26 protein-coding genes are annotated in these 23,793 nt (G+C 30.0%); 9 read left to right on the top strand and 17 right to left on the bottom strand.

Annotation, left to right across the window (positions count from 1 at the left end; all coding sequences use genetic code 11):
• Nucleotide 1 precedes the first annotated feature (1 nt).
• Entirely contained in the window at nucleotides 2–781 is a 780-nt protein-coding gene (locus ABXT55_RS05900; RefSeq protein ID WP_415284400.1) for a cytochrome c1, read from the top strand.
• Here ABXT55_RS05900 and ychF read toward each other — a convergent pair.
• Genes ychF through lgt form a run of 7 tightly spaced genes read right to left on the bottom strand, consistent with a single transcriptional unit; the run spans nucleotide 758 to nucleotide 6,680 of the window.
• The gene (ychF, locus tag ABXT55_RS05895) at nucleotides 758–1,831 is read right to left on the bottom strand and encodes a redox-regulated ATPase YchF (protein WP_415284399.1); all 1,074 of its coding nucleotides are present in this window, start codon (nucleotides 1,829–1,831) and stop codon (nucleotides 758–760) included. The genes ABXT55_RS05900 and ychF overlap by 24 nt on opposite strands.
• Nucleotides 1,831–2,391 (bottom strand): aminoacyl-tRNA hydrolase, encoded by a 561-nt coding sequence (gene pth, locus ABXT55_RS05890; protein ID WP_415284398.1) that lies wholly within the window; start codon nucleotides 2,389–2,391, stop codon nucleotides 1,831–1,833. Before pth ends, ychF begins: the two co-directional genes overlap by 1 nt.
• Before the next feature lie 45 nt (nucleotides 2,392–2,436).
• Nucleotides 2,437–3,126 (bottom strand): 50S ribosomal protein L25/general stress protein Ctc, encoded by a 690-nt coding sequence (locus ABXT55_RS05885; RefSeq protein WP_415284397.1) that lies wholly within the window; start codon nucleotides 3,124–3,126, stop codon nucleotides 2,437–2,439.
• A gap of 44 nt (nucleotides 3,127–3,170) precedes the next feature.
• Nucleotides 3,171–4,103, bottom strand: a complete 933-nt coding sequence (locus ABXT55_RS05880) for a ribose-phosphate pyrophosphokinase (RefSeq protein ID WP_415284396.1) — start codon at nucleotides 4,101–4,103, stop codon at nucleotides 3,171–3,173.
• A 9-nt stretch (nucleotides 4,104–4,112) separates the two neighbouring features.
• Complete coding sequence (pgeF, locus tag ABXT55_RS05875) at nucleotides 4,113–4,871, bottom strand: peptidoglycan editing factor PgeF (protein ID WP_415285456.1); 759 nt, start codon at nucleotides 4,869–4,871, stop codon at nucleotides 4,113–4,115.
• A 4-nt stretch (nucleotides 4,872–4,875) separates the two neighbouring features.
• Nucleotides 4,876–5,919: an SAM-dependent methyltransferase gene (locus tag ABXT55_RS05870; RefSeq protein ID WP_415284395.1), complete on the bottom strand. Its 1,044-nt coding sequence runs from the start codon at nucleotides 5,917–5,919 to the stop codon at nucleotides 4,876–4,878.
• Nucleotides 5,916–6,680 (bottom strand): prolipoprotein diacylglyceryl transferase, encoded by a 765-nt coding sequence (gene lgt / locus ABXT55_RS05865; protein WP_415284394.1) that lies wholly within the window; start codon nucleotides 6,678–6,680, stop codon nucleotides 5,916–5,918. The genes ABXT55_RS05870 and lgt overlap by 4 nt, the downstream gene beginning before the upstream one ends.
• A gap of 46 nt (nucleotides 6,681–6,726) precedes the next feature.
• On the opposite strand from lgt, the gene ABXT55_RS05860 reads away from it, so the two are divergent.
• Nucleotides 6,727–6,981 carry a hypothetical protein gene (locus ABXT55_RS05860; protein ID WP_415284393.1) on the top strand — a complete coding sequence of 85 codons (255 nt, stop codon included), beginning with the start codon at nucleotides 6,727–6,729 and terminating at the stop codon, nucleotides 6,979–6,981.
• Here ABXT55_RS05860 and ABXT55_RS05855 read toward each other — a convergent pair.
• Genes ABXT55_RS05855 through ABXT55_RS05845 form a run of 3 tightly spaced genes read right to left on the bottom strand, consistent with a single transcriptional unit; the run spans nucleotide 6,959 to nucleotide 9,366 of the window.
• A complete protein-coding gene (locus ABXT55_RS05855) occupies nucleotides 6,959–8,278 on the bottom strand; it encodes an ATP-binding protein (protein WP_415284392.1) in 1,320 nt (439 codons plus the stop codon). The genes ABXT55_RS05860 and ABXT55_RS05855 overlap by 23 nt on opposite strands.
• Nucleotides 8,259–8,936 carry a response regulator gene (locus ABXT55_RS05850; protein WP_415284391.1) on the bottom strand — a complete coding sequence of 226 codons (678 nt, stop codon included), beginning with the start codon at nucleotides 8,934–8,936 and terminating at the stop codon, nucleotides 8,259–8,261. Before ABXT55_RS05850 ends, ABXT55_RS05855 begins: the two co-directional genes overlap by 20 nt.
• Nucleotides 8,929–9,366: a MarR family winged helix-turn-helix transcriptional regulator gene (locus tag ABXT55_RS05845; RefSeq protein ID WP_415284390.1), complete on the bottom strand. Its 438-nt coding sequence runs from the start codon at nucleotides 9,364–9,366 to the stop codon at nucleotides 8,929–8,931. Before ABXT55_RS05845 ends, ABXT55_RS05850 begins: the two co-directional genes overlap by 8 nt.
• 70 nt (nucleotides 9,367–9,436) lie before the next feature.
• On the opposite strand from ABXT55_RS05845, the gene ABXT55_RS05840 reads away from it, so the two are divergent.
• Complete coding sequence (locus ABXT55_RS05840) at nucleotides 9,437–10,309, top strand: branched-chain amino acid aminotransferase (protein ID WP_415284389.1); 873 nt, start codon at nucleotides 9,437–9,439, stop codon at nucleotides 10,307–10,309.
• A gap of 1 nt (nucleotide 10,310) precedes the next feature.
• Here ABXT55_RS05840 and pgsA read toward each other — a convergent pair whose 3' ends face one another.
• From pgsA to uvrB, 5 genes are read right to left on the bottom strand one after another with little or no spacing between them, the layout of a single operon-like run.
• A complete protein-coding gene (gene pgsA / locus ABXT55_RS05835; protein WP_415284388.1) occupies nucleotides 10,311–10,898 on the bottom strand; it encodes a CDP-diacylglycerol--glycerol-3-phosphate 3-phosphatidyltransferase in 588 nt (195 codons plus the stop codon).
• A gap of 2 nt (nucleotides 10,899–10,900) precedes the next feature.
• Nucleotides 10,901–12,736, bottom strand: coding sequence for an excinuclease ABC subunit UvrC (uvrC, locus tag ABXT55_RS05830; protein ID WP_415284387.1), 1,836 nt, complete (start codon nucleotides 12,734–12,736; stop codon nucleotides 10,901–10,903).
• The gene (locus ABXT55_RS05825; RefSeq protein WP_415284386.1) at nucleotides 12,723–13,148 is read right to left on the bottom strand and encodes a dihydroneopterin aldolase; all 426 of its coding nucleotides are present in this window, start codon (nucleotides 13,146–13,148) and stop codon (nucleotides 12,723–12,725) included. Before ABXT55_RS05825 ends, uvrC begins: the two co-directional genes overlap by 14 nt.
• Nucleotides 13,145–13,897 carry an SDR family oxidoreductase gene (locus ABXT55_RS05820; RefSeq protein ID WP_415284385.1) on the bottom strand — a complete coding sequence of 251 codons (753 nt, stop codon included), beginning with the start codon at nucleotides 13,895–13,897 and terminating at the stop codon, nucleotides 13,145–13,147. Before ABXT55_RS05820 ends, ABXT55_RS05825 begins: the two co-directional genes overlap by 4 nt.
• On the bottom strand, nucleotides 13,879–16,050 hold the full coding sequence (gene uvrB / locus ABXT55_RS05815) for an excinuclease ABC subunit UvrB (RefSeq protein WP_415284384.1): 2,172 nt from the start codon (nucleotides 16,048–16,050) through the stop codon (nucleotides 13,879–13,881). Before uvrB ends, ABXT55_RS05820 begins: the two co-directional genes overlap by 19 nt.
• A gap of 35 nt (nucleotides 16,051–16,085) precedes the next feature.
• On the opposite strand from uvrB, the gene ABXT55_RS05810 reads away from it, so the two are divergent.
• Complete coding sequence (locus ABXT55_RS05810; RefSeq protein WP_415284383.1) at nucleotides 16,086–17,285, top strand: pyridoxal phosphate-dependent aminotransferase; 1,200 nt, start codon at nucleotides 16,086–16,088, stop codon at nucleotides 17,283–17,285.
• Here the strand turns inward: ABXT55_RS05810 and ABXT55_RS05805 are convergent.
• Nucleotides 17,278–19,047, bottom strand: a complete 1,770-nt coding sequence (locus tag ABXT55_RS05805; RefSeq protein ID WP_415284381.1) for an ABCB family ABC transporter ATP-binding protein/permease — start codon at nucleotides 19,045–19,047, stop codon at nucleotides 17,278–17,280. The two genes, ABXT55_RS05810 and ABXT55_RS05805, sit on opposite strands and share 8 nt — an antisense overlap.
• Before the next feature lie 103 nt (nucleotides 19,048–19,150).
• Here ABXT55_RS05805 and ABXT55_RS05800 point away from each other — a divergent pair, with 103 nt between their 5' ends.
• Both ABXT55_RS05800 and ABXT55_RS05795 read left to right on the top strand, forming a co-directional pair.
• Nucleotides 19,151–19,600: a YtoQ family protein gene (locus ABXT55_RS05800; protein ID WP_271579873.1), complete on the top strand. Its 450-nt coding sequence runs from the start codon at nucleotides 19,151–19,153 to the stop codon at nucleotides 19,598–19,600.
• Nucleotides 19,600–20,256, top strand: a complete 657-nt coding sequence (locus ABXT55_RS05795; RefSeq protein WP_415284379.1) for an NAD(P)H-binding protein — start codon at nucleotides 19,600–19,602, stop codon at nucleotides 20,254–20,256. Before ABXT55_RS05800 ends, ABXT55_RS05795 begins: the two co-directional genes overlap by 1 nt.
• Here the strand turns inward: ABXT55_RS05795 and trxB are convergent.
• Nucleotides 20,253–21,197, bottom strand: a complete 945-nt coding sequence (gene trxB / locus ABXT55_RS05790) for a thioredoxin-disulfide reductase (protein ID WP_415284378.1) — start codon at nucleotides 21,195–21,197, stop codon at nucleotides 20,253–20,255. The two genes, ABXT55_RS05795 and trxB, sit on opposite strands and share 4 nt — an antisense overlap.
• Nucleotides 21,198–21,218: 21 nt before the next feature.
• Between trxB and ABXT55_RS05785 the strand changes: the two genes are divergently transcribed.
• Genes ABXT55_RS05785 through ABXT55_RS05775 form a run of 3 tightly spaced genes read left to right on the top strand, consistent with a single transcriptional unit; the run spans nucleotide 21,219 to nucleotide 23,729 of the window.
• A complete protein-coding gene (locus ABXT55_RS05785; protein WP_415284376.1) occupies nucleotides 21,219–22,163 on the top strand; it encodes a mitochondrial fission ELM1 family protein in 945 nt (314 codons plus the stop codon).
• A complete protein-coding gene (locus ABXT55_RS05780; RefSeq protein WP_415284375.1) occupies nucleotides 22,163–22,825 on the top strand; it encodes a hypothetical protein in 663 nt (220 codons plus the stop codon). The genes ABXT55_RS05785 and ABXT55_RS05780 overlap by 1 nt, the downstream gene beginning before the upstream one ends.
• Nucleotides 22,826–22,880: 55 nt before the next feature.
• On the top strand, nucleotides 22,881–23,729 hold the full coding sequence (locus tag ABXT55_RS05775) for a bile acid:sodium symporter family protein (protein ID WP_415284374.1): 849 nt from the start codon (nucleotides 22,881–22,883) through the stop codon (nucleotides 23,727–23,729).
• The last annotated feature ends 64 nt before the right edge of the window (nucleotides 23,730–23,793 follow it).

Below are 23,793 nucleotides of genomic sequence, written 5' to 3'. Positions count from 1 at the left end.
AGTGAAAAATATTTTAAAAATTAGTTATTCAATTATTTTTTTATTAGCAGGAACTCTTACAGTTAATGCTGCAGAAAAAATTGATCTTTTAAAAACAGATTGGAGTTTTAAGGGATTATTTGGAAAATTTGATAGAGGGGCCCTGCAAAGAGGGTACCAAGTTTATTCAGAAGTTTGTGCTGGCTGTCATTCAATGAAGTATGTAAGTTATAGAAACCTATTTGAACCAGGCGGACCAGAGTTTAGTGAAGAGCAGACTAAAGCAATAGCTGCAAGTTTTGAAGTTACAGATGGACCAAATAATGATGGTGAAATGTTTGTCAGACCAGCAAAATTATCTGATAAATTTGTCATGCCCTTTGAAAACGTTAAGGCAGCTCAAGCAGCAAATGGAGGAGCCTATCCACCTGATATGTCAGTATTAGCAAAAGCTAGAAGTGGTGGGGTTGATTATATTTATTCAGTACTTTTAGGTTATGAAGACCCACCAAGTGGCGTAACGCTTGATGATGGGGTTTACTATAATAAATATATGTATGGTAATAAAATTAAAATGTCACAACCTTTAATGGATGATGCAGTAGAATATAGCGATGGTACAAAGGCTACAGAAGAGCAAATGGCAAAAGATGTCACAACATTTTTAATGTGGGCAGCTGAGCCTCATTTAGAAAGTAGACATAAAATGGGCTTTAAGGCTATTTTATATTTAATTATTTTAACTATTCTAGTTTATTTTAGTATGAAGAAAATTTGGTCACGTATTGAATCTGAAGTTTAATATATCACCATCTTTGACAATATAATCTTTTCCTTCAAGTCTCATTTTTCCATTAGTTTTGGAATTTACCCAACCTTGATTTGCTATGAAATCTTCGTATGCAATTGTTTCAGCTCTAATAAAACCTTTTTCAAAATCAGTATGTATTTCACCAGCCGCTTTTGGTGCGGTACAATTTTTTTGGATAGTCCAGGCTCTAGTTTCTTCAGGTCCAGATGTAAAGTAAGTGTCTAGCTCTAAAATATTGTAGCCCTTTTGAATCAACATATTTAAGCCAGTTCTTTTTAATCCAATCATCTCCATATAATTTTCTTTTTCTTCTTTTTCTAATTGATTTATTTGGTTCTCAATATCAGCCGAAACTATTAAGGTATTTTTTTCACCAAATTTATCAATAAATGCTTGTGTGTATTTATTTCCATTTTGAACACTTGCTTCATCAACATTACATACAAAAATTTTAGGTTTTAAAGACAATAAACCACTTTGGTTTATTAATTTTTTATCAAATTGTTCATAAAGTACTTGAATATCTTTAGAATTATTTATGCAGTCAGAAGCAATTTCTAATATTTTTAATTGTTCTTCATCTACATTTTTCTTATTATTTTTTTCCAATCTTTTTTGTATTGATTCAAGATCTGCCAACATCATTTCTGTTTCGATAATTTCTAAATCTCTAATCGGATCAACAGTTGGATTAACATTTTGGATATCATCAGAGTCAAAACATCTGATCATATGAATGACTGCATCGACTTCTCTTATATGGGATAAGAATTTATTTCCTAAGCCTTCACCTTTAGAGGCGCCTTCTACTAGTCCGGCTATATCCACAAACTCAATAGTAGTATTAATTTTTTTTTTTGATTTCGATATTTCTACCAATTTATCTAGTCTTTCATCTGGTACAGGAACCACACCAACATTTGGCTCTATCGTACAAAAAGGGAAATTAGCAGCTTGTGCCTTGCTAGAATTTGTAAGTGCATTAAATAATGTAGATTTACCAACATTAGGTAAGCCAACAATTCCACACTTAAAACTCATTACTTATTATTTACAGTGCTTGAGAATAAATCTAATTTTTTATCAATTAATATAGACATTGAGTCAATAATATTTTTAGTAATTTTTTCTAGTTGTATCATTTCATCTTCATCAAAATCTTTTAATACATGGTCTGAAACATCAGCTTTAGTTTTGGGTCTTCCAATTCCTATTCTTACTCTTGAATAATCTTTACCAATAAATTTATCGATAGACTCGATACCATTATGTCCTGCACTAGATCCTGCAAATTTTGCTTTTACTTTTCCAAACTCAAGGTCAAGGTCATCATGGAAGACAATCACATCTTCAGCATCAATTTTGAAGTATTCAATTAATTCTCTTATACAAATTCCAGAGTTATTCATAAAGGTCAAAGGTTTTATTGCATAAACCTTTTTATCTTCAATATTACCCGTAGTTAACAATCCTTTAAATTTCGGTTTTTGTTTAGACAGACCAAAATTTTGATTAAGAGCATCAATTAATTTGAAACCTATATTGTGCCTATTGTTTTCGCTATCGGGTGTTGGATTTCCTAAGCCTACAAATAAAAGCATATTTTTTTTAAATCGTATCTAGGAATCTTCACAATATTAAGTTGATTATTTTTTTTCTTCAGTGGCTTTTTTTTCATCGCCATCTTTTTTATCACCTTCTGCTGCTGGTGCTGCTTCTTTACCATCTTCTGTTGTTGCTGCTTCTTCAGCTTCAGCTGGTTTTTCTGGCTCTTTCATAACTGTAGGCGCTGCCAATGTTGCAATTACAAAATCTCTTCCAATAATAGTTGGTGTAACACCTTCTTCTAGTTTAACTGAAGATATTTTGAAACTTTCTCCAATATCCACTCCATCTAAATCAATAGTTATTGCAGATGGTATTTTTTCACTTGGGCATTTTAATTCTATTTCTCTTCTTACAATGTTTAGTACTCCACCTCTTTTAAGGCCTGGTGAAGTTTCATGGTTAATAAACACTACAGGTACTTCTATTCTAATTTTTACACCCGGGACAACTCTAAGAAAATCAATATGAGTTGGCTCATCTGATATTACGTTATAAGTAATTTCTCTTGGCAAAACATTTTGAGGCTTACCATCTAAATTAAGAGTTATTATATTTGATAAGAAGCTTCCTTTTTCTATTAAAGATTTTAATGTTTTTTTTAATACAGTAACTTTTTGATTTTGATCTGGTCCCCCATAAATTATGCCAGGGATATTTCCAGCCAATCTAAGAGAACGAACATCTCCTTTTGACTTAGTGTTTCTAGTATTTGCATCAAGTAAATTCATAAAAAGATGGCTTTTAGCGCAAGTTTCTTAATAACTCAAGATAATTATTTAAATAAATCAGATACAGATGTTGAATTAGAGATCCTTTTAATTGCTTCACCCATAAGGGCTGAAATAGGCAAAACTTCTATATTTTTTACATTTTTAATTTTATCTTGATTATCAATTGTGTCTGTTACTACTAGTTTTTTAATAACTGATTTTTTAATTTTATCTACTGCCTCTCCACTTAAAACTCCGTGGGTAATATAAGCATAAACTTCTTTAGCACCTCTATCCTTTAAAGCTTTCGCAGCGTTTACTATGGTTCCACCTGAATCAATTATATCATCAACTATAATACAAGTTTTCCCTTTAACATTTCCTATAACATTCATAACTTTGGACTGACCTGGTTTAGGTCTTCTTTTGTCTACAATAGCAAGCTCTACATTTAAAATTTTACCAAGAGCTCTAGCTCTTTCAGTTCCTCCAACATCTGGTGCAACACAAATAATATTTTTACTTTTAATATTTTTTTTTGCATGTCTTGCAAAAATTGGCGTAGCAAATAAGTTGTCTACAGGAATATCAAAAAAACCTTGAATTTGTCCTGCATGAAGGTCTACAGTAACAACTCTATCAGCACCTGCTTTAGTAATTAGATTAGAAACAAGTTTTGCAGAAATAGAAGTTCGAGGTACCACTTTTCGATCTTGTCGTGCATATCCAAAATAAGGAATGACAGCAGTAATATTTTTTGCTGAAGATCTTTTTAAAGCATCAATGCAAAGTAGCAGTTCCATTAAGTTGTCATTTGCAGGTGATGAAATAGACTGAATTATAAAGATACTATTACCTCTAATGTTTTCATTAATTTCTATATAAATTTCTCCATCAGAAAACTTTTTTATACTTGAGTTCACAAGCTTAGATTTTAGATATTTTGCAATGTTTTTGCTGAGAGGTTTATTGCTGTTTCCAGTTAATAATTTCATGAGATATTATCAATTAATCATAATTACAGAAATATTTCTACCATAATCATTCTCATTGCGGCTAATAGATCTTCGTGCGCTAAAAAAACTATTTTTAGGATTAAATGTATCCTTATTAATTATATCAATTTTCTTTATATTTAAGGTCTTTAATTGAGAATGGATGTATTTTTTTAAATTAAAGAAATTTTTATTTTGAATTTTTTTAAAAAATTTTTTATTTTTTCCATCTTTTTTGATGAGTTTTTTAATAAAATCTTTTTTCACCTCATAATTTTTTACTGAAATACATGGCCCAATAACAGCAGTAATGTTTTTAGGGGCGCAGCCTTTTTTTATCATAAAACTTAAGGTTTTTTTAATTATCCCTTTGAAAGCGCCTTTCCAGCCAGCATGGATTGCTGCAATCATCTTTTCTTTCTCATCATAAATTAGTATTGGGGCACAATCAGCAGTTAATATGGCTATAGGAAATTCCTTTTTATTTGTGATTAGCGCATCTCCTTCAAAATTATAATTTTTAAGTTTTAGATCTTTATCTATAAAATGAAATTTATCACTGTGAATTTGCTTAAGTAAAATAATTTTTTTAAGTTTAGTTTTAATTTTCTTTTGAACAATTTGAAGGTTTTTTAAAACATTTTTTTTATTATCTGAAGATCCAGGGCCACAATTTAAGCTCTTAAAAATACCTAGAGACTTACCACCTTTTCTATTAAAGAAAGCATGCTCTAAGTTTTTAAATTTATCAAGTTTTTTTGACTTAATCAGTTTAAAACCCCAACTTAAATTTATTTTTATGTGTTGTTATTAACATTATTTTAAATAATTCACCCATTTGATTTTTATCTATAAGTCTTTTTATTCTAAAATAAATATCAGCTTTTTTACTAAATAACATTTTCTTGGACAATATTTCTGCTCTTTCAAGAATACCAAGTTTTGTTAAAAACCCACCTTGAGTAGTACTCATTGTGGTAAGTGAGCTTAATTCTTTAACTATTCTATTTATCAAATTGAAACTTAAATTATAAGTAATATCAGAATTGCCAAACCCCTCTAGCACATCACAATATTTATGTTTCGATACAGCCTGCAGGGTATTTTTCATTTTTTTATCAATATACGCATAATCTATTATTAAAATTCCACCATTATTACGTTTAATCTTATTGTTAATAATTTTTAAGTATTCAGTTAATTGTGGTGAATACTCAATAAAGTTCTGTTGTTTTGCAATTTTAAATTTAATTTTATTTTCAAATTTTTTCATATCAAATGGAATATCGAAATATTCAAATTTATTATTAAAAAATCTAACATGTTTTTCAAACCATTTTCTTTTTTTCTTTATGAATTGCTTAATAGGTAAAGCGTCAAAAAATTCGTTTGCTAAAAAGATACATGGTAAATTATTTAATTCGCTTAAATCATTTAACCACTGAATATTTTTTTTATTGATATTAACTTTTTGTTTTTTCTTAAGTAATTTGCTCCTTTCTAAAATCTTAATGCGACAAGAATTATTAAATATTGGAAATTTATCAAAGGTATTGATTAAAACTTTCATCATTTCACCATTACCAGCACCTAACTCAATTAAATTAAACTCTTTAGGGCAACCTAGATTTTGCCAAAATGAAACCACCCAAATTGCAATCATTTCTGAAAATAATATTGATATATTTGGTGAAGTTATGAAATCACCTTTTTTGCCAAAAGGATTTTTTTTCATGTAGTAGCCAGATTTTTTGTTATAAAGAGATTCTTCTATAAACTTATCTAGAGTAAATAAGTCATTATTTTTAATCTTCATTTTTTTAGGATTAAAAGATAAGCCCCAATCATGAAAAAAAGAACACTTATCAATTGGCCCATTGTTAGATTTAAAACTAAGTAACCGATTTGTGGATCTGGAGATCTGAAAAATTCTATAAAAAATCTAAATAGAGAATAAAAGATTAGGAATAGAGCAGAGATTTTTCCAGGTACTCTTAAGTAATCCTTTTTAAAGAAATACCCAAGTACAAAGAAAAGAATTATTCCTTCAAAAAAAGCCTCATATAATTGAGAGGGATGTCTTTTGATATTATCTATTAGAACAAATTGAACTGACCAAGGAAGGTCTGTAGCTCTCCCATAAAGCTCTGAGTTTATAAAATTGGCAATTCTACCAAAAAAAATTCCAATTGGAGCGGATAGAGCCACTAAGTCTAAAAATATAAACGAATTAGTATTGTGTTTTTTTGAAAACAATATTGATGCAATTATAATTCCAATTAAAGCACCATGAAATGACATTCCCCCATTCCAAACCATCAATATTTCAATAGGGTTTTCTAAATAATATTTTAGATTGTAAAATAAAGTATATCCAAGTCTACCACCTAAAATTATACCGATAATGAGATAGGTAATGAAGTCATCAAATAGCTGAAGAATAAGAGAGTCTTTAATTAATTTTTTTTTACAATACAGCCAACCAAGTGTAATGCCGATAATATAAGCCAAGGAATACCATCTAATTTCTAATGAAAATACTTGAAAAGCAACTGGGTCAAAATTATTAATAAACATTTTTAAAAAACTACGTATAAAGTATATTAATTTTATAAAGGAATATATGACAAAATCAAAATTTGTAATTGATAAATTAACAAAGCTATTTGAACAAGGACTTGTTTCTTATAAAGACTTAAGTTCTGAAATTATAAATGTTTTAAGATCTAAAAGAGATGAAATCATTTTTAAAATGAAATTAACCAGCAAAGAAGAAACAGATATATTAATTAAAAGAGTTGAAAATTTAGAAAAAAAAATCAACAATTTAGAAAAAAAAAGTCCAAAAAAAAAATCTATAAAGGTAAAAAAATCTTAACTCTAAGACCATTTAAAGGAGATTTTTCTAATAAAATGTTCCCCCCATGTGATTTGATTATGTCAGATGTAATTGATAATCCTAAGCCTACACTTGCTTTGGAATCACCCCTACCTTTATCTATTTTATAAAATGGTTTAAAAACATTTTGGTATTCATCTTTAGGAACACCAATACCATCATCATCGATAATGATAATTACACTATTATTTTTTTTTGATAATTGTAGATCTATTTTTTTTGCATATTTAATTGAATTATTAATTAAATTACTCAAAGACCTTTCAATTAAATTTTTTCTTCCATTCATGTACACACGTGGAATAATTTTTTTAGATATGTTTTTATTATTATATTTATTGATTATATCTTCTGTCAATTCTGAGATATCAAAAGTTTCATCTTTTTCTGAGTAAGTCGAACTTGTAAATTGTAAATACTCATTTAGCATTGCTTCCATTTCATTAATATCTGATGACATCTTATCTGATAAATCTTTATCTTTAATGAATGATAGTTGAAGTTTTAATCTTGTTAAGGGAGTCCTTAGGTCATGACTTATTCCAGATAACATTTCTGATCTTTGATTGAGATGTCTTAAAATTCTTTTTCTCATTTTTTCAAATTCCAAGCCTGCTTGTCTTATTTCCATTGCACCAGAAGGTCTGTATTCATCAATATCTTCACCTCTACCAAATCTTTCAGCAGCTTTAGCAAGATTTACAATTGGTCGAGTTTGATTTTTAAGAAATATTATTGCGATAGTAATCATTAACAGCGCTGGAAGAGTTATCCATAGTGCAAACAATCTTGCAGAAGTGCTTGTTACTCTATCTTTTGGGATAAAAAACTCAAAATATCCATCGTTATGCTTTATGTTTATGTGAATAAGTGATTTGTAGGACGTTGTATCAAACCAATAGCTATTAACACCAATATTTGATTTTAACTCTCTTCTCAAGGTTCTATCTATTGGACTGAACCATCTTTCCTTTAGTGGTTTGTCAAAAAATTCATCTTTTTTAAATTTAACATTGAGATCCAAATAAATTGAAAAAAGTCCTGATAAATCATTATTATTATATTGGCCATTATCATAAGCCACCATGAAGGTTTTCATTTCACCCACTAATGCTTTAGTCATACCTTTATTTGTTTTAATCCAAAGGCTATCAAAAAAAACAATCGTTATGACTAATTGTAAAACTATTATAGGTACTGCAACAATTAATAGTGCTCGATAAAACAGTCTGCGCGGTAAAAGGTTCTTAATATATTTATTCAATCCATAAGACATAACCAGCACCTCTTAAAGTTTGTAGATATTTTGGATTTTTAGGATCTAGTTCAATTTTCTTTCTTAACCTTGTAATTATAACGTCTATAGATCTTTCTTTATCTAAATCAATTAGTTTACCAATACTCTCTCTTGAAAAAGTTTTTCCAGGATTATTAATCATTTTTTCTAAAATAATTTTTTCAGTATTATTAATCTTAAATACACTATCATTTTTTGCAATTAAAAGTTTATTTAAATCTATTTTAATATTATTAAAAATAATAATTCTTTTCATGTCATTTCTTTTTGTTTTGTCGAGAATATTTTTTATTCTTAATGTAAGCTCTTTAGGCTCAAAAGGTTTTGGCAGATAATCATCGGCACCCATTTCCAATCCTCCGACTCTATCTTCAGCTTCTCCTTTAGCAGTTAAAAGAATGATAGGTGTATCAATTTCTGATTTATTTTCTTTTATAAAATCTAGCCCACTTTTTCCAGGCATCATTACATCCAATACAATTAAATCAAATTTTATAACTGAAACTTTTTCTCTAGCATTTTCTGCGCTATTAGCTGTGGTCACTAAAAAATTATTTTCATTTAAATATTGTTTTACTAATGATCTAATTCCATCATCATCATCAACAACTAAAATATGAGCTATAAAATTATTCATTAATTATTTTTTTTAATACATTATCAAAATTAACAACCTGTTCTGAGTTTGAATTTAAAAGTGCATTATAAATTCTTTTTTTTTGGGCCGTAAATATTTCATTAAAAATTTTTTCTCCTTTTTCGTTTAGAAAAATATGTTTTACACGCGTATCTTGTTGATCTTTTTCAAAGAAAACAACCTCTATTTTGATTAAGTCTTTTAAGACTCTATTTAAACTTTGTTTAGTAATCTTCAGTTTTTTAAGAAGTTCTGAAATTGTAATCCCTTTGTACATAGAAAGTAGGTGTAATACTTTATGATGGGCTATCCCAATTGAGTACTTATCCAAAGTTTTTTTGGCATCCGAAAAGGACTCCCTGTAACCAGTGAATAACTTTTCAATCAATTGCTTTAACTGAGTATCCTTTAGATATAAAAGCTCTTTCATTATGGGTAAGTTATATTGACATATTATAGATACAAAGATAATTTTAGAGAAAATTTAAATTATTTCTTACATGATACCCTACGATAAAAGATCTGGCAAAATATGGTATAATAACGAGCTTGTTGATTGGGCTGATGCAAAAATTCATATTTTAAATCATGGATTACATTATGCTAGCTGCGTATTTGAAGGAGAAAGAGTTTATGACGGATCAATATTCAAATTAGAAGAGCATACTACAAGGCTTTTTTATTCAGCTAAAAGAATGGGAATTTCAATGCCATATTCAGAAACAGAAATAAATGATGCATGTAATAAAATTATTTCAGTTCAAAATATAAAAGATGGCTATGTAAGACCAATGGCCTGGAGAGGCAGTGAAATGATGGCAATCTCTGCACAACAAACAAAAATTCATGTTGCTGTGGCAACCTGGGATTGGGGTTCTTATTTTGATCCAAAATTAAAAGTTAATGGAATTAAATTAAATATTTCAAACTGGAGAAAGCCAGCACCAAATACAATACCGTGGGATACAAAAGCATCTGGCTTATATATGATTAACACTCTGTCAAAACATGAAGCAGAACAGCAAGGTTATACTGATTCTTTAATGCTAGATCATGAAGGAAATGTTGCAGAAGCAACTGGAGCAAATGTTTTTTTTAAGGATAAAAATGGAGAAATACACACTCCAATTCCAGATTGTTTTTTGGACGGAATAACAAGAAGAACAGTCATTGAAATTGCAAAATCTAAAAGAATTAAAATTAATGAGAGAAAAATTAAACCGGAGGAACTAAAAGATTTTGTTGGTTGTTTTTTAACTGGGTCAGCTGCAGAAGTAACACCTGTATCACGCATTGCAGATAATCAATTCAAAGTTTGTAAAACTATAATAGGTTTAAATGAAAGCTATCAAGCTTTAGTTAGAAAAAAATAAATTATTTACTTTTATTATCCTCAGACATTGCATGGTCAATACCTTTTCTTAAATACTCATAACCAGTATACAGAGTTAAAAATGCAGAAAGCCAAAGCAGGATTATGCCAATAGTTTGAGCATTATAATCTTGAAAATTTAAAATTTTATTACCAGTTTCACCTGTCAGTAAAAGAGCTATAGCAACCATTTGTAAAAAAGTTTTTAATTTTGCTAAATTAGTTACTGGTAATTTAATTTGTCCTCTAGCTAAAAATTCTCTTAAGCCTGAAATTAGTATTTCTCTTGTAAGTATTATAATTGCAGCAATAACCTCGTAATGTTTAATTGTTCCACTCATAACAAGCAATATAAGTGCAGTAGCAACAATAATTTTATCTGCTATAGGGTCAAGTAATTCTCCCAACTTAGACTCTTCGCCCATCATTCTTGCCAACATTCCATCCAAAAAATCAGTAAATGAAGCAATTACAAATAATACACATGCAGTTAGGTCACCATAAAAACCTGGTAAATAAAATGCTAGTACAAAAAAGGGTACAATTATTATCCTACCGATTGTTAAAATATTTGGAATTTTTTTAAGCATAATTATTCGTGAAAAAAGTTATATATCTTTTTTGCAACTTTTTCCTCAACACCTTCAACTGATTTAATCTCGTCATAACTAGCAGATTCTACAGATCTAGCAGAGCCAAAGTGGTTCAATAAGGCTCTTTTTCTAATCGATCCAATACCATCAATTTGATCTAATAATGATTTTGTAATTCCTTTTGCTCTTTTTGCTCTATGGGAGGTGATAGCAAACCTATGTGCTTCATCACGCAGCCTCTGCATGAAGAAGAGGGTGGGGTCATTCTTATCAAATTTAAATGACTTTCCTTTATAAAAAAAGGTTTCATCACCACTGTTTCTTAATTTACCCTTAGCAATAGCGATCATAGGAAGATCATATAAACCAAATTCATCCAATACTTCTTTGGCAGATGAATATTGACCTTTACCACCATCAATTAATATTAAATCAGGGAGAGTTAAATAATTTCCTTTTTCCAACATTGCTCTTTTAAATCTTCTTGTAAGAACTTCTTTTAACATTGCAAAATCATCTTGTTCAGCACCTTTTGTCTTAATATCAAATTTTCTATATCTTTTTTTAACAAACCCTTCATTTCCAAAAGTAATCATAGCACCTACACTATTAGTTCCTGAAATATGACTATTATCATAAACCTCAACTAAGTTTAGGCCATTTTTAAGATCAAATTTTTTAGCCACACCTTCAAATAAATTTTTATTATTATTTGTTTCATAAATTTTTCTATTAAGTGACTCTTTGGCATTTTTTTCTGCCATAGCAATCACTTTAGCTTTAGTTCCTTTTTTTGCTATATTGATAGAAATTGCACTACTTTCTTTTTTACTTAATGTTTCTTCAATTAATTTCCTGTCCTCAATTTCTGAATTGATAATAATTAATTTTGGAACATTCTTATTTTCGTAAAATTGCATCAAGAAGGAGGACATTATTTCAGATATGTCTTGATCAGGATCATGTTTTGGAAAATAAGCTTGATTGCCCCAATTTTGTTTGGATCTGTAAAAAAATACTTGAATACAGGTTTTGCCAGATTCTTTATAGGCGGCAATTACATCTGCATCAACCAGATTTGCTTCATTAATTCTTTGTGACGATTGAATTATATTTAAGGATTTAATTCTATCTCTAAAAATAGAAGCTCTTTCAAAATCCAGCTTTTCGCTGGCTTCCTCCATTTGTTTAGATAGATTTTTTTGTATATCTCTTGATTTACCCGATACAAACTGAATTGCCTGATCTACTGATTTTTTATAATCTTCTTTATCAATATAATCGACACAAGGACCAGAGCATCTTTTTATCTGATAAAGAATGCAGGGTCTTTTTCTATTCTTGAACGTGCTATCATCACAAACTCGAATTTGAAATATTTTTTGAAGCATTTTAATGGTCCAATTTGCAGTTCCTGCTGAAGCAAACGGTCCAAAGTAAAATCCTTCTTTATCTTTTTTGCCCCTATGTTTTGTAACTTGTGCCCATTGGTCTTTATTACTGATGAAAACAAAGGGAAAAGATTTGTCATCTTTAAGCAATATATTGAATTTAGGTTTATGTTTTTTGATTAAATTAGCTTCTAAAAGAAGTGCTTCACTTTCATTGGCAGTAGTCGTTATCTCTAATTTAAAAGTTTGAGAGAGCATCCTTGCTGTTCTGATGATATGATTTTTTTCAGCTACATAGCTTTTTAATCTATTAGGCAGGTTTTTTGCTTTACCCACATACAAAATCACATCTTTATGATCAAGCATTCGATAAACTCCAGGACTTTTAGGAATTAATGGGAGCTCTTTTCTAATTACGTCTTTGCCTAATTCAGAGCTTTTCATGACTTCTTTTTTTGGTAATTTGGATACCAACAGAGGCACATTCTTTTATAATTTCTAATTTTTCAATTTGAAGCATAATTTTTCCAATTCGTTTATCTTTAAACAATACATCAAAAACATCTTCAGCAAGTGTTTCTAAAAAATTATAATGTTTCTTTTTTGCAAGTTTTGTAATTAATTTTACAACCTGACCATAATTGACAATTGATTTTATATCTTTGTCATTTGTTGGTTTTCTATCTTCATAATCAATCTCTAAACTAAATTTTACTTTCTGGGTTTTTTCTTTTTCAAAATCATAATAACCAAGCTTTAAATCTAGAGTTAATTCTTTAATAAGAATTTTTTTTTCATAATTAAATAAACTTTTATTTTCATCTATTTTGACAATATTTAAATTATTTTTTTTCATTCTTTTCCAATTACATCTGGTGTTTGCCAGTTTAAACTTTGTCCACTATCTATTGCTATTACTTGACCTGTAATTGAACTGTTTTTGATAAAAAAGTCAACAGCAGAACATATATCTTTTACATTTACCTGCTGTTTTAAAGGGGTTGCTAAGTACTGCTTTTTAAAATGCATGTCAGTTTGTCTTTTATTTTTAATAGTTGGTCCAGGTGCAATTCCATTAACTCTTATGTTTGGAGCTAATTCCATAGCACTAGTTTTTGTTAGTGTGTAAAGCCCTGTTTTACTTAAAGTGTAAGAAAAGAAAAAGGGAGTTAACTTAAAAACTCTTTGATCTATTATATTTATAATATTGTTGTTTTTACCCTTAACATTTTTTGAAAATTCTTTTGTAAGATATGCAGGTGCTTTTAAATTTACATCAATATGTTGGTTCCAACTTTTAGAAGAAAAATTTTTAAGACTGTCATTTTCAAATAACGAAGCATTATTAACTAAACAATCAAAGTATTTTAATTTTAATTTTGAGAATTTTATAATTTTTTTTAAATCTTGTTCTTTTGCAAGATCACCTTTTACCAAGTAAACTTTTGTTTTATTTTTTGATAATTCTTTTTGTAATTTTTCAGCTTCAGATTTAGATCTATTGTAATGAATAACCATTTCAACTCCTGGACCTGAGAGTTTTTTTGCAATAGCAGCACCCATTCTTGTTGCAGCTCCAGTGATAATTATTTTGTTTGCTTCCATTTTTTCTTACCTTTTTGTGCTCTTGTACCAGGTAAGCCCATTGTTGATCTACCTTTTGGATATGTTCTATTTTCTTGGTTATAGTGTTTTATTTTTGGGTTTAAAACAATTTCTAACTCTGATGCTTCTAAATTTCTTATTTCATCTCTAATTTTACCAGCTTCTTCAAATTCAAGGTTTGTGGCTGCATCCTTCATTCTTTTGTTGAGCATCTTTAAGTGTTTCTTTAAATTTCCACCAATATTGTCTCCAGTACCTACTTTTAAATAATCTTTATCATAAACGTTCTGCAACACATCGCTGATTTCTTTCTTAATAGAAACAGCATCAATATTATGCTTTTTATTGTAGGCAACTTGAATTGCCCTTCTTCTATCAGTTTCCTGTATAGCTTTTTTTATACTTTTAGTTTCTTTGTCTGCATAAAGAATAACTCTTCCTTCTAAGTTTCTTGCAGCCCTTCCAATAGTTTGAACTAAAGAAGTTTCGGATCTTAAAAATCCTTCTTTATCAGCATCTAAAATTCCAACTAATGCACACTCTGGAATATCTAGTCCTTCTCTTAAAAGGTTAATTCCCACTAAGACATCGAAAACACCAAGCCTTAAATCCCTCATGATTTCAATTCTCTCTAGTGTGTCGATATCGGAGTGCAAATATCTAACTCTAATACCATTTTCATGAAAATATTCTGTTAAATCCTCAGCCATTTTCTTGGTCAATGTAGTAACCAAAACTCTAAAATTTTTATCTATTGTTTTTTTGCACTCATGCATCAAGTCATCAACTTGATTTTTGGCAGGTTTTATTTCAACTGGTGGATCAATTAGACCAGTAGGCCTTATTATTTGTTCAACAAATTTACCCTTAACTTGTTCTAATTCCCAAGGACCAGGCGTTGCTGATACAAAAACTGTTTGGGTTCTCATTGCATCCCATTCTTCAAATTTAAGAGGTCTATTGTCCATGCAAGAAGGTAATCTAAAACCATATTCGGCAAGATTACTTTTTCTAGATCTATCTCCTTTGTACATACCATTTAATTGAGGAACTGTTACGTGGCATTCATCTACAAAAATAAGAGTGTTGTCAGGAAAGTATTCAAATAGAGTGGGAGGTGGTTCTCCTGGTTTTCTTCCAGATAAAAAACGAGAATAGTTTTCAATACCAGCACAAGACCCTGTTGCTTCTATCATTTCTAAATCAAACTTAACTCTTTCTCCTAATCTTTGTGCTTCAAGTAATTTATTTTGTTCTTTGAATTTTTTTAAAGTTACTTCTAATTCTCTTTTAATTTTAATAATTGCTTGTTCGATAGTTGGTTTAGGAGTGATGTAATGACTATTAGCATAAACTTTTATTACATCTAAATCTTGTATTAGATCTCCTGTTAAAGGGTCAAATTCTTCTATTTTTTCTAGTTTGTCGCCAAATAAACTTAATCTCCATGCTCTATCCTCAAAGTGTGAGGGAAATATTTCAAGATATTCTCCTCGAGCTCTAAAAGTTCCTCTATAAAAACTCTGATCATTTCTTTTGTATTGTAAATTTACTAAAGTTTTTATTAGTTGCTCTCTACTGTATTCATAATCTTTCTTTAAACTCAAAGTCATCTTGCTGTATGCCTCAACAGAACCCAGACCATAGATACAAGAAACACTTGCAACAATAATTACATCATCTCTCTCTAATAGCGATCTAGTAGCTGAGTGACGCATACGATCAATTTGTTCATTAATGGATGCTTCTTTTTCAATATAAGTGTCAGACCTTGGTACATAGGCCTCAGGTGTATAGTAATCATAATAAGATACAAAATACTCAACGGCATTGTCTGGAAAAAAAGATTTCATCTCTCCATAAAGCTGTGCAGCCAGTGTTTTGTTAGGAGCAAGTATTAGAGCTGGCCTATTAGTTTTTTCAATTACTTGGGCCATCGTAAAAGTTTTTCCAGAACCTGTTACACCAAGCAAAACTTGGTTTAACTCTTCTTTATTTGCACCCTTAACTAGTTGTTTTATTGCTTCTGGCTGATCACCAGCCGGTTTAAAATCTGTAACAAGTTTAAACTTTTTTCCACCTTCTAGTTTCTGGTGAATTTCAGGATTTTTACTCTGTATATCTGTAATTAAATCTTGATAAGTATTTTGCATTATCTATAAAACTATTAGAATAAAAATATATTTCAATGAGCATTATATCAGACAGTCTAAAAAAGATTAAACCATCGCCAACTATTGCTGTAACTCAAAAGGCAAGAGAGTTAAAAGCTGCTGGAAAAGACATTATAGGTTTAGGAGCAGGAGAGCCTGATTTCGATACACCAGATAACATCAAACAAGCGGCTATAAAAGCCATTAACGATGGTGATACTAAATATACAGCTGTTGATGGAACTGCTGCCTTAAAAGATGCCATTGTTAAAAAATTTAAAAGAGAAAACAATCTAGACTATACAACTGATCAAGTCACAGTTGGTGCTGGTGGAAAACATGTAATTTATAATGCCATGATGGCAACCCTAAATGAAGGGGATGAGGTTATAGTTCCCGCGCCTTATTGGGTCTCTTATCCTGATATGGTTTTATTAGCTGGTGGAACTCCAATTATTTTAGAGTGTAATGAAAAACAAGGATTTAAAATTAACCCTGCTGAATTAGAAAAATCTATAACACCAAAAACAAAGTGGATAATATTAAACTCACCGTCAAATCCAACGGGTGCTTGTTATACAGAAAGTGATATTAAAGAAATTGCAGATGTTTTAACTAAACATCCCCATGTACATATTTTAAGCGATGATATTTATGAGCACGTAACATACGAAGGGTTTAAATTTTTTACTATTGCGCAAATTGATAGCTTGAAAGAAAGAGTTCTTACAATGAACGGTGTAAGTAAAGCTTACTCAATGACTGGCTGGAGAATAGGGTATGCGGCTGGTCCTAAAGAAATTATTAAAGCAATTGCTAAAATACAATCTCAATCAACAACTAATCCATCTTCAATTAGTCAAGCTGCAGCGGTTGAGGCATTAAATGGAACTCAAGATTTTATTAAAGAGAGAGCAACTTCATTTCAAGAAAGAAGAAATTTTGTTGTTAAAGCATTAAATGAAATAGACGGAATTGAATGTTTAAATCCAGATGGAGCATTTTATGTTTTTCCAAGCTGCAAAGGGTTAATTGGAAAAAAAGATACAAACGGAAAAGAACTTAAGACAGATACTGATTTTGTTCAGTCTTTATTAGAAAATAGTGGTGTTGCAGTTGTTCAAGGTTCTGCATTTGGTTTAGAAGGTTTCTTTAGAATATCTTATGCAACTTCTATGGAAAATCTTAAAAAAGCTTTAGAAAAAATATCTTCTTTTTGCAAAAGTCTTAGTTAGGTTTTTGCTTTCCCCACATCTCAAAATATTTACCTTTTTCTAGCAATAAACTCTCATGCGTCCCTTCTTCAATAATAGCACCCTGATCAAGAACAATAATATTATCAGCATTTGCAGCTGTAGATAGTCGGTGAGCAATTATTAAAGTTGTTTTACCTTTAGAGACATTTTCTAGATTTTTTTGAATTTCTTTTTCTGTACTAGTATCTAATGCAGATGTCGCTTCATCAAAGAAAAATATTTTAGGATTTTTTAGAATAGTTCTTGCAATAGCAACTCTCTGCTTCTCTCCACCAGATAATTTCAACCCTCTCTCTCCTACAATTGTTTCATAACCATCTGGTAAAATTGTTATAAAATCATGTATATCTGCATTTTTTGCTGCACTAATAACCTCCTCTTTAGTAGCACCAGTATTACCGTAAGCTATATTATAATAAATTGTGTCATTAAATAAGACAGTGTCTTGTGGAACTACTCCAATAATTTTTCTTAAAGAGTTTTGAGAAATTTTATTTACATTTGTATTGTTAATAAAAATATTTCCCTCTTTTGGATCATAAAACTTGAATAACAGTCTACTTATTGTTGATTTACCAGCACCAGTTGGTCCTACGATGGCTACTTTTTTTCCATTAGGAACAGTAAATGAAATATTTTTAATTATAGTTCTTCTTATATCGTAATCAAAACTAATATTTTCAAATCTAATTTCCGCATCGTTACTTTGGGGTATATCCTCAAGATCATCATTTGTTGTTGGGGCAACTTCTAATAAGCTAAACATGTTTTCCATATCAGTTAGTGCTTGCCTAATTTCTCTATAAACAGAACCCAACCAATTCAATGGCTGATATAATTGGAGCATGTAGGCATTAATTACAACAAACCCACCAATATTAATCTCTCCACTTTTGATCCCATAAACTGACATCACCAACATAATAGTAATACCCACCATTATGATAAATGTTTGGGCTATGTTTAATAGTGAAAGAGAATGTCTACTTTGATTTGCTGCTAACTCATATTCTTCTAAAGATTGATCAAGCCTATTAGCTTCAAAGGTCTCATTGTTAAAATATTTAACTGTCTCAAAGTTCAATAAACTATCAATCATCTTAGTGCTAACATCGTTATCAGCTTGGTTCATTCTTTTTCTAAATACATTTCTCCATTCAGTAATCTTAAAAGTTAAAAAAGAATAAAGGCCAATAGTTACAAGTGTTACAACAGCATACCATGGGCCATATAAATAAAATAAAATCCCAGAAACCAAGAACACTTCAAAGAAAGTAGGAGCAATATTAAACAAGACATATCTTAGTAGAAAATCTATTCCTTTTGTTCCTCTGTCTATATATTTTGCTAGTGCACCTGTTTGTCTGTTTAAATGAAATTGTAAGGATAGATTGTGAAGATGTTGGAACATTGTCAAAGATATTTGTCTAATAGAATGCTGGGAAACTTTTGAAAATAAGGCGTCTCTAATTTCAACAAATGTGAAAGCAATTACTCTAGTTACACCATACGCAACTACTAAGGCTATTGGTACCAGCATAAATAAATTAATGCCTGAACTTAATTCTGTCAGAGAGTTTACCGCACTACCTAATACTAAAGGAGTGCTAACGCTTGCTATTTTTGCTAAAACTAAAGCAACAACTGCAAAACTAACTCGTATCCTTAAATCTTTTCTTTTTTTAGGCCACAAATAAGGAAGCAACAACTTGAAAGTCTTAATGTATTTACCCTTTTTCACAATCTAGATATAACTGATTAGCAAAAATTTGTTACAAGCAAATTAGACTTTATAATGAATTAAAAAATGATATTTAAACTAAAAAAGCAATAAGGAGATATAAATGTTAAGTGTATATTTGGCAGGTGAAATTCACAGTAATTGGCGAGAAGAAATTATTCAACTTTGTGAAAAAGAGAAATTAGATGTTAAATTTACTTCTCCCGTAACTGATCATGAGGCCTCTGATAATTGTGGTGTAGAAATTCTAGGAGCAGAAGAAAAAAATTTTTGGAAAGATAGAAAAGGTGCTAATATTAATTCCATTCGAACCAAAAAATCTATTCAAGATTGTGATGTAATTATTGTTAAGTTTGGTGAAAAATTTAAGCAATGGAATGCAGCTTTTGATGCGGGTTATGCCACTGCACTTAATAAATCTATGATCGTTATTCATAACGATGATCATCAACATGCTCTTAAAGAAGTGGATGGCTCAGCTGCAGCTGTTGCTTCAGATCAAAAACAAGCTTTTCGTATATTGAAATATATATTGGAAGGTTCCTTAAAGTAATGAAAACTGCTTTGTTATTTGGCTCATCCGGCTTAGTTGGAGGACATCTTCTTAATCAATTAATTAAAGATATTAATTACTCTAAAATAAAATTATTTGTCCGTTCAGACGCTGAAATTAGTGATCCAAAAGTAGAGATTATTAAGACTGATTTTACTAATTTACAAAATCACAAAGAAGACATCAAAGGAGATGATTGTTTTGTTTGTATTGGCACAACAAAAAAAAATTCCCCTGATAAAGATGAATATAAAAGGGTTGAACTTGATATTCCTAAAGAAATTGCAAAAATTGCAAAATCAAATTTGGTTAACTCATTTATTTTTGTCTCTGCATTATATGCAAACCCCAAGAGCTCAGGAGAATACATAAGATTTAAAGGACAAGTTGAAGAAGAGTTAAAAGAACTTAATTTTCCAAAACTTGGAATATTGAGACCATCTTTTTTAATAGGAGATAGAAAAGCAAAGAGAGTAAGTGAAATAATAGGTATCTTCGTTTTTAAGTTACTTTCTCCATTACTTTTAGGTCCTTTAAAGAAAATGAAACCTATTCATTCCAAAACAGTTGCAAAAGCAATGATAGCTGTTATTCAAAATGATATTCAACAGCATACTTTAGAGTCTAATGAAATAGTTGAAGTTTTTAAGAATTAGTGAGATAAGAATTTTTCTGCTTCAAGCGCAGCCATGCAACCCATTCCAGCAGCAGTTACAGCTTGTCTAAATGTTTTGTCTTTAACATCACCTGCAGCATAAACACCAGGGATATTAGTTTCTGTTAAATCCGGTTTAGTTAATAAATAACCTTCTTTGTCCATATCTAATTGATCTTTAAAAAGAGCCGTTGCTGGATCATGACCAATTGCAATAAATAAACCATCTATTTTCATTTCTTCAATTTTATTTGTTTTAAGATTTTTAACTTTAATCGCTGTAACATTTTTAGGTTCGCTATCGCCAATAACTTCTTCAACAGCACTATCCCAAATAATTTCAATTTTTTTATTTTCCATTAATTTCTTTTGAAGCATCTTTTCAGCTCTTAATTCATCTCTTCTATGAATTAGTTTTACTTTAGATGCAAATTTTGTAAGAAACATTGCCTCTTCAACTGCAGCATTACCACCACCAACAACAGCCACAACTTTCTCTTTAAAGAAAAAACCATCACATGTTGCACATGCTGAAACACCAAAGCCTCTATAAGCTTGTTCTGATTTTAGGTTTAACCATCTTGCTTGAGCACCTGTTGAAATAATTATGCTGTCAGCTGTATATTTTTGACCACTGTCTCCAATAGCTTCGAATGGAGTAGATTTTAAATTAACTGAAGAAATATGATCTTCAATCATTTCTGTTCCAACAGCTTTAGCTTGATCTCTCATTTGATCCATTAACCATGGACCCTGAATTACATCTGAAAATCCTGGATAGTTTTCAACATCTGTTGTTGTAGTTAATTGTCCACCAGGTGCAGAACCATAAACTAAAACAGGGCTTAGCATTGCTCGGGCAGCATACACAGCGGCTGTATAGCCAGCTGGACCTGACCCTATTATTAACACTTTTGTGTGTTTAATTGGATTTTCACTCATGCAGAAGTTATATAAGGATAAATGACAAAATTAAAAGGGATATTATTGACCGAGGGTATGCACGGCATGATCAGTCAAGTAGAAGGTTTGGCTAAAGCTTTGGACATAGATTTTTCTCACCACAAGGTTGAACTAAATCATTTTTGGAAATTAATTCCACCTAATCTTAGCCCTATTTCACAAAGCGTTTTTAAAAAAATTAATCATGATGATTTTGATGTGATTATATCTTGTGGGCGTAAAAGTGTCATCCCATCAATCCATTTAAAAAATACAGCCAATAAAAAAGTTTTTAATATTCACATCCAAGATCCAAAAGTAAATTTAAATCATTTTGATTTCATTGTAGCTCCAGAACATGATGCAATTGAAGGCCAAAATGTTATCAGTACAAAAGGTGCAATTCATTATCTTACTGAAAGTGAAATAAATGAAAATAAAGATTATTTAAATTCATTTATTAAAAAAGATGAAAGAAAAATTTGGGCTTTAATAATGGGTGGTCCTACAAAGTATTATGAATATTCAAGAGAAAATATTAAAGCTATTTTTGAAAATTTAAACAACTTGAATAAACAGAACAACTTTCAATTAGTTGTGATCCCTTCAATGAGAACACCAAAAAATATAATTCAATATGCAAAAGATTATTTTGGTCAAAATCATACAGTTATTGAAACTATAGATAAGAAAGCTTATCTATCAGCTTTAGCAATTTCAGAAAAAATTGTAGTAACATGCGATTCTAGCTCCATGATATCAGAAGCTGCCTTAACTGGAAAACCAATCTACGTAGCCAATATTTCACCTAAAAAAAATGACAAAAGATTTCAAAGATTTAGAAATTTATTTAAAGAATTAAATATTACTAGAATTTTAGGTGAAGAGATTGAAAATTGGAACTATCAAAAATTAGATGAAACGAATAGAGTAGCAAATATTATTAAACAAAAGATTAATTCTTAATGTCATTCTTAAATTCGATTAAAAATCAGGCAAAAAAACATGAATTTCCTTTTGATCACTGGGAATATAATAATGCTTTATCTGATGGAGCCATTGAGGAAATTATTAAAGCGGATATTCCAGATGTAAGTAAACATAATTTAAATTATGATGGAACCAGAGCAATTGATGGTGGTGCTGCAGAGTTTAGAGAGGGAATAGCTTCAGGCGGTGAAGCAATAAAATTTAGATGCTTTGTAACAAATGAAAATAAAAAAAAATTTCCAAACTTAGTAAAATTTATTAATGAACTTCAATCCAAGGAAGTTCATGGAACTATTTCAAAAATGATCGATAGAGATTTATCGAACTCATATGTTAGAGTTGAGGTTATTTGTGATAGGGAGGGTTTTTGGTTAAAGCCTCATTGTGATATTAAAGAAAAACTGATGTCTGGATTAATATTTGTAAATAATGCTAACGAGTCTGAGGAGCTTGGAACAGATTTTTATAATGATAAATTAGAAAAGGTTAAAACAGTTCCTTACAAAAATAATTACGGATATATGTTTACCAGTGGGCCGAATACTTGGCATGGTATGGAAAAAAAGAAAATAGTTAAAGAAAGACGATGCATCCAGGTAAATTATGTAACTTTTAAGACCGACTGGAAAGTTCTGTAATTAGATTAAAGCTTTTTACTAGTATCTATATAATTTTTTTGTTTAAATAAGAATTATGGAGATCGTAACAAATATTGCTCCAATCGCTTTAGCTATAATTATGCTTGGCTTAGGAGCTTCTTTAACAGTAGATGATTTTTTAAGAGTTGTAAAAAACCCTAAAGATTTTTTTATTGGTTTTATTTGTCAGTTAATTGTTTTACCAATTGTTGCTTATCTACTTATCATTGCATTAAATGTACCAATTGAAATGGCCTTAGGAGTAATGCTAATTGCTGCTGCACCAGGAGGTGTAACCTCAAATGTTCTTACAAAATTTGCAAATGGTGATGTAGCATTATCAATATCACTAACAGCTGTTATGAGCTTATTAAGTATAGTTACAGTCCCATTCATTGTTATCAATTCAATTAATCTATTTGACATCACATATGTTGAAAACGAAATAACAATGGTAGCCATAGCTTTAAAAATGTTTTTTGTAGTTACAGTTCCAGTAATAATTGGAATGACTATCAGATATTTTGCTGGTGATCTTGTCATAAGAAATTTAAAATTAATTCAAAGATTTTCCATTGTATTATTTTTACTTGTTTTTGCTGCAATATATATCGAAGAATGGGATAAAATTGTAAGCTTTTTAACTCGAGCAGGTTTAATCGCCTTAATATTAAATGTAACTATGATGGTTATAGGATTTTATGTTGCTAAATTTTTTGCATCAGGTGCACCTCAACAAAGAGCTATCTCTTTAGAGTGTGGTTTACAAAATGGAACCTTAGCAGTTTTCGTTGCTACTCAATTGTTTGATAATATTACTTATATGGTACCAACAGCTGCTTATGCTTTAGTAATGATGCTGACATCTGTAACTTTTGTTTTTATTTTAAGAAAATCTAATTGATAGTTGGTATCTTGTTACCTCAATCAGAAGATTAATTAAAAATAATAAAGACTTTGAAAATGAG

The organism is Candidatus Pelagibacter sp. Uisw_130, assembly GCF_047722505.1.
Taxonomy (GTDB): Bacteria; Pseudomonadota; Alphaproteobacteria; order Pelagibacterales; family Pelagibacteraceae; genus Pelagibacter.
This window is presented reverse-complemented; position numbering and strand designations above follow the sequence as displayed.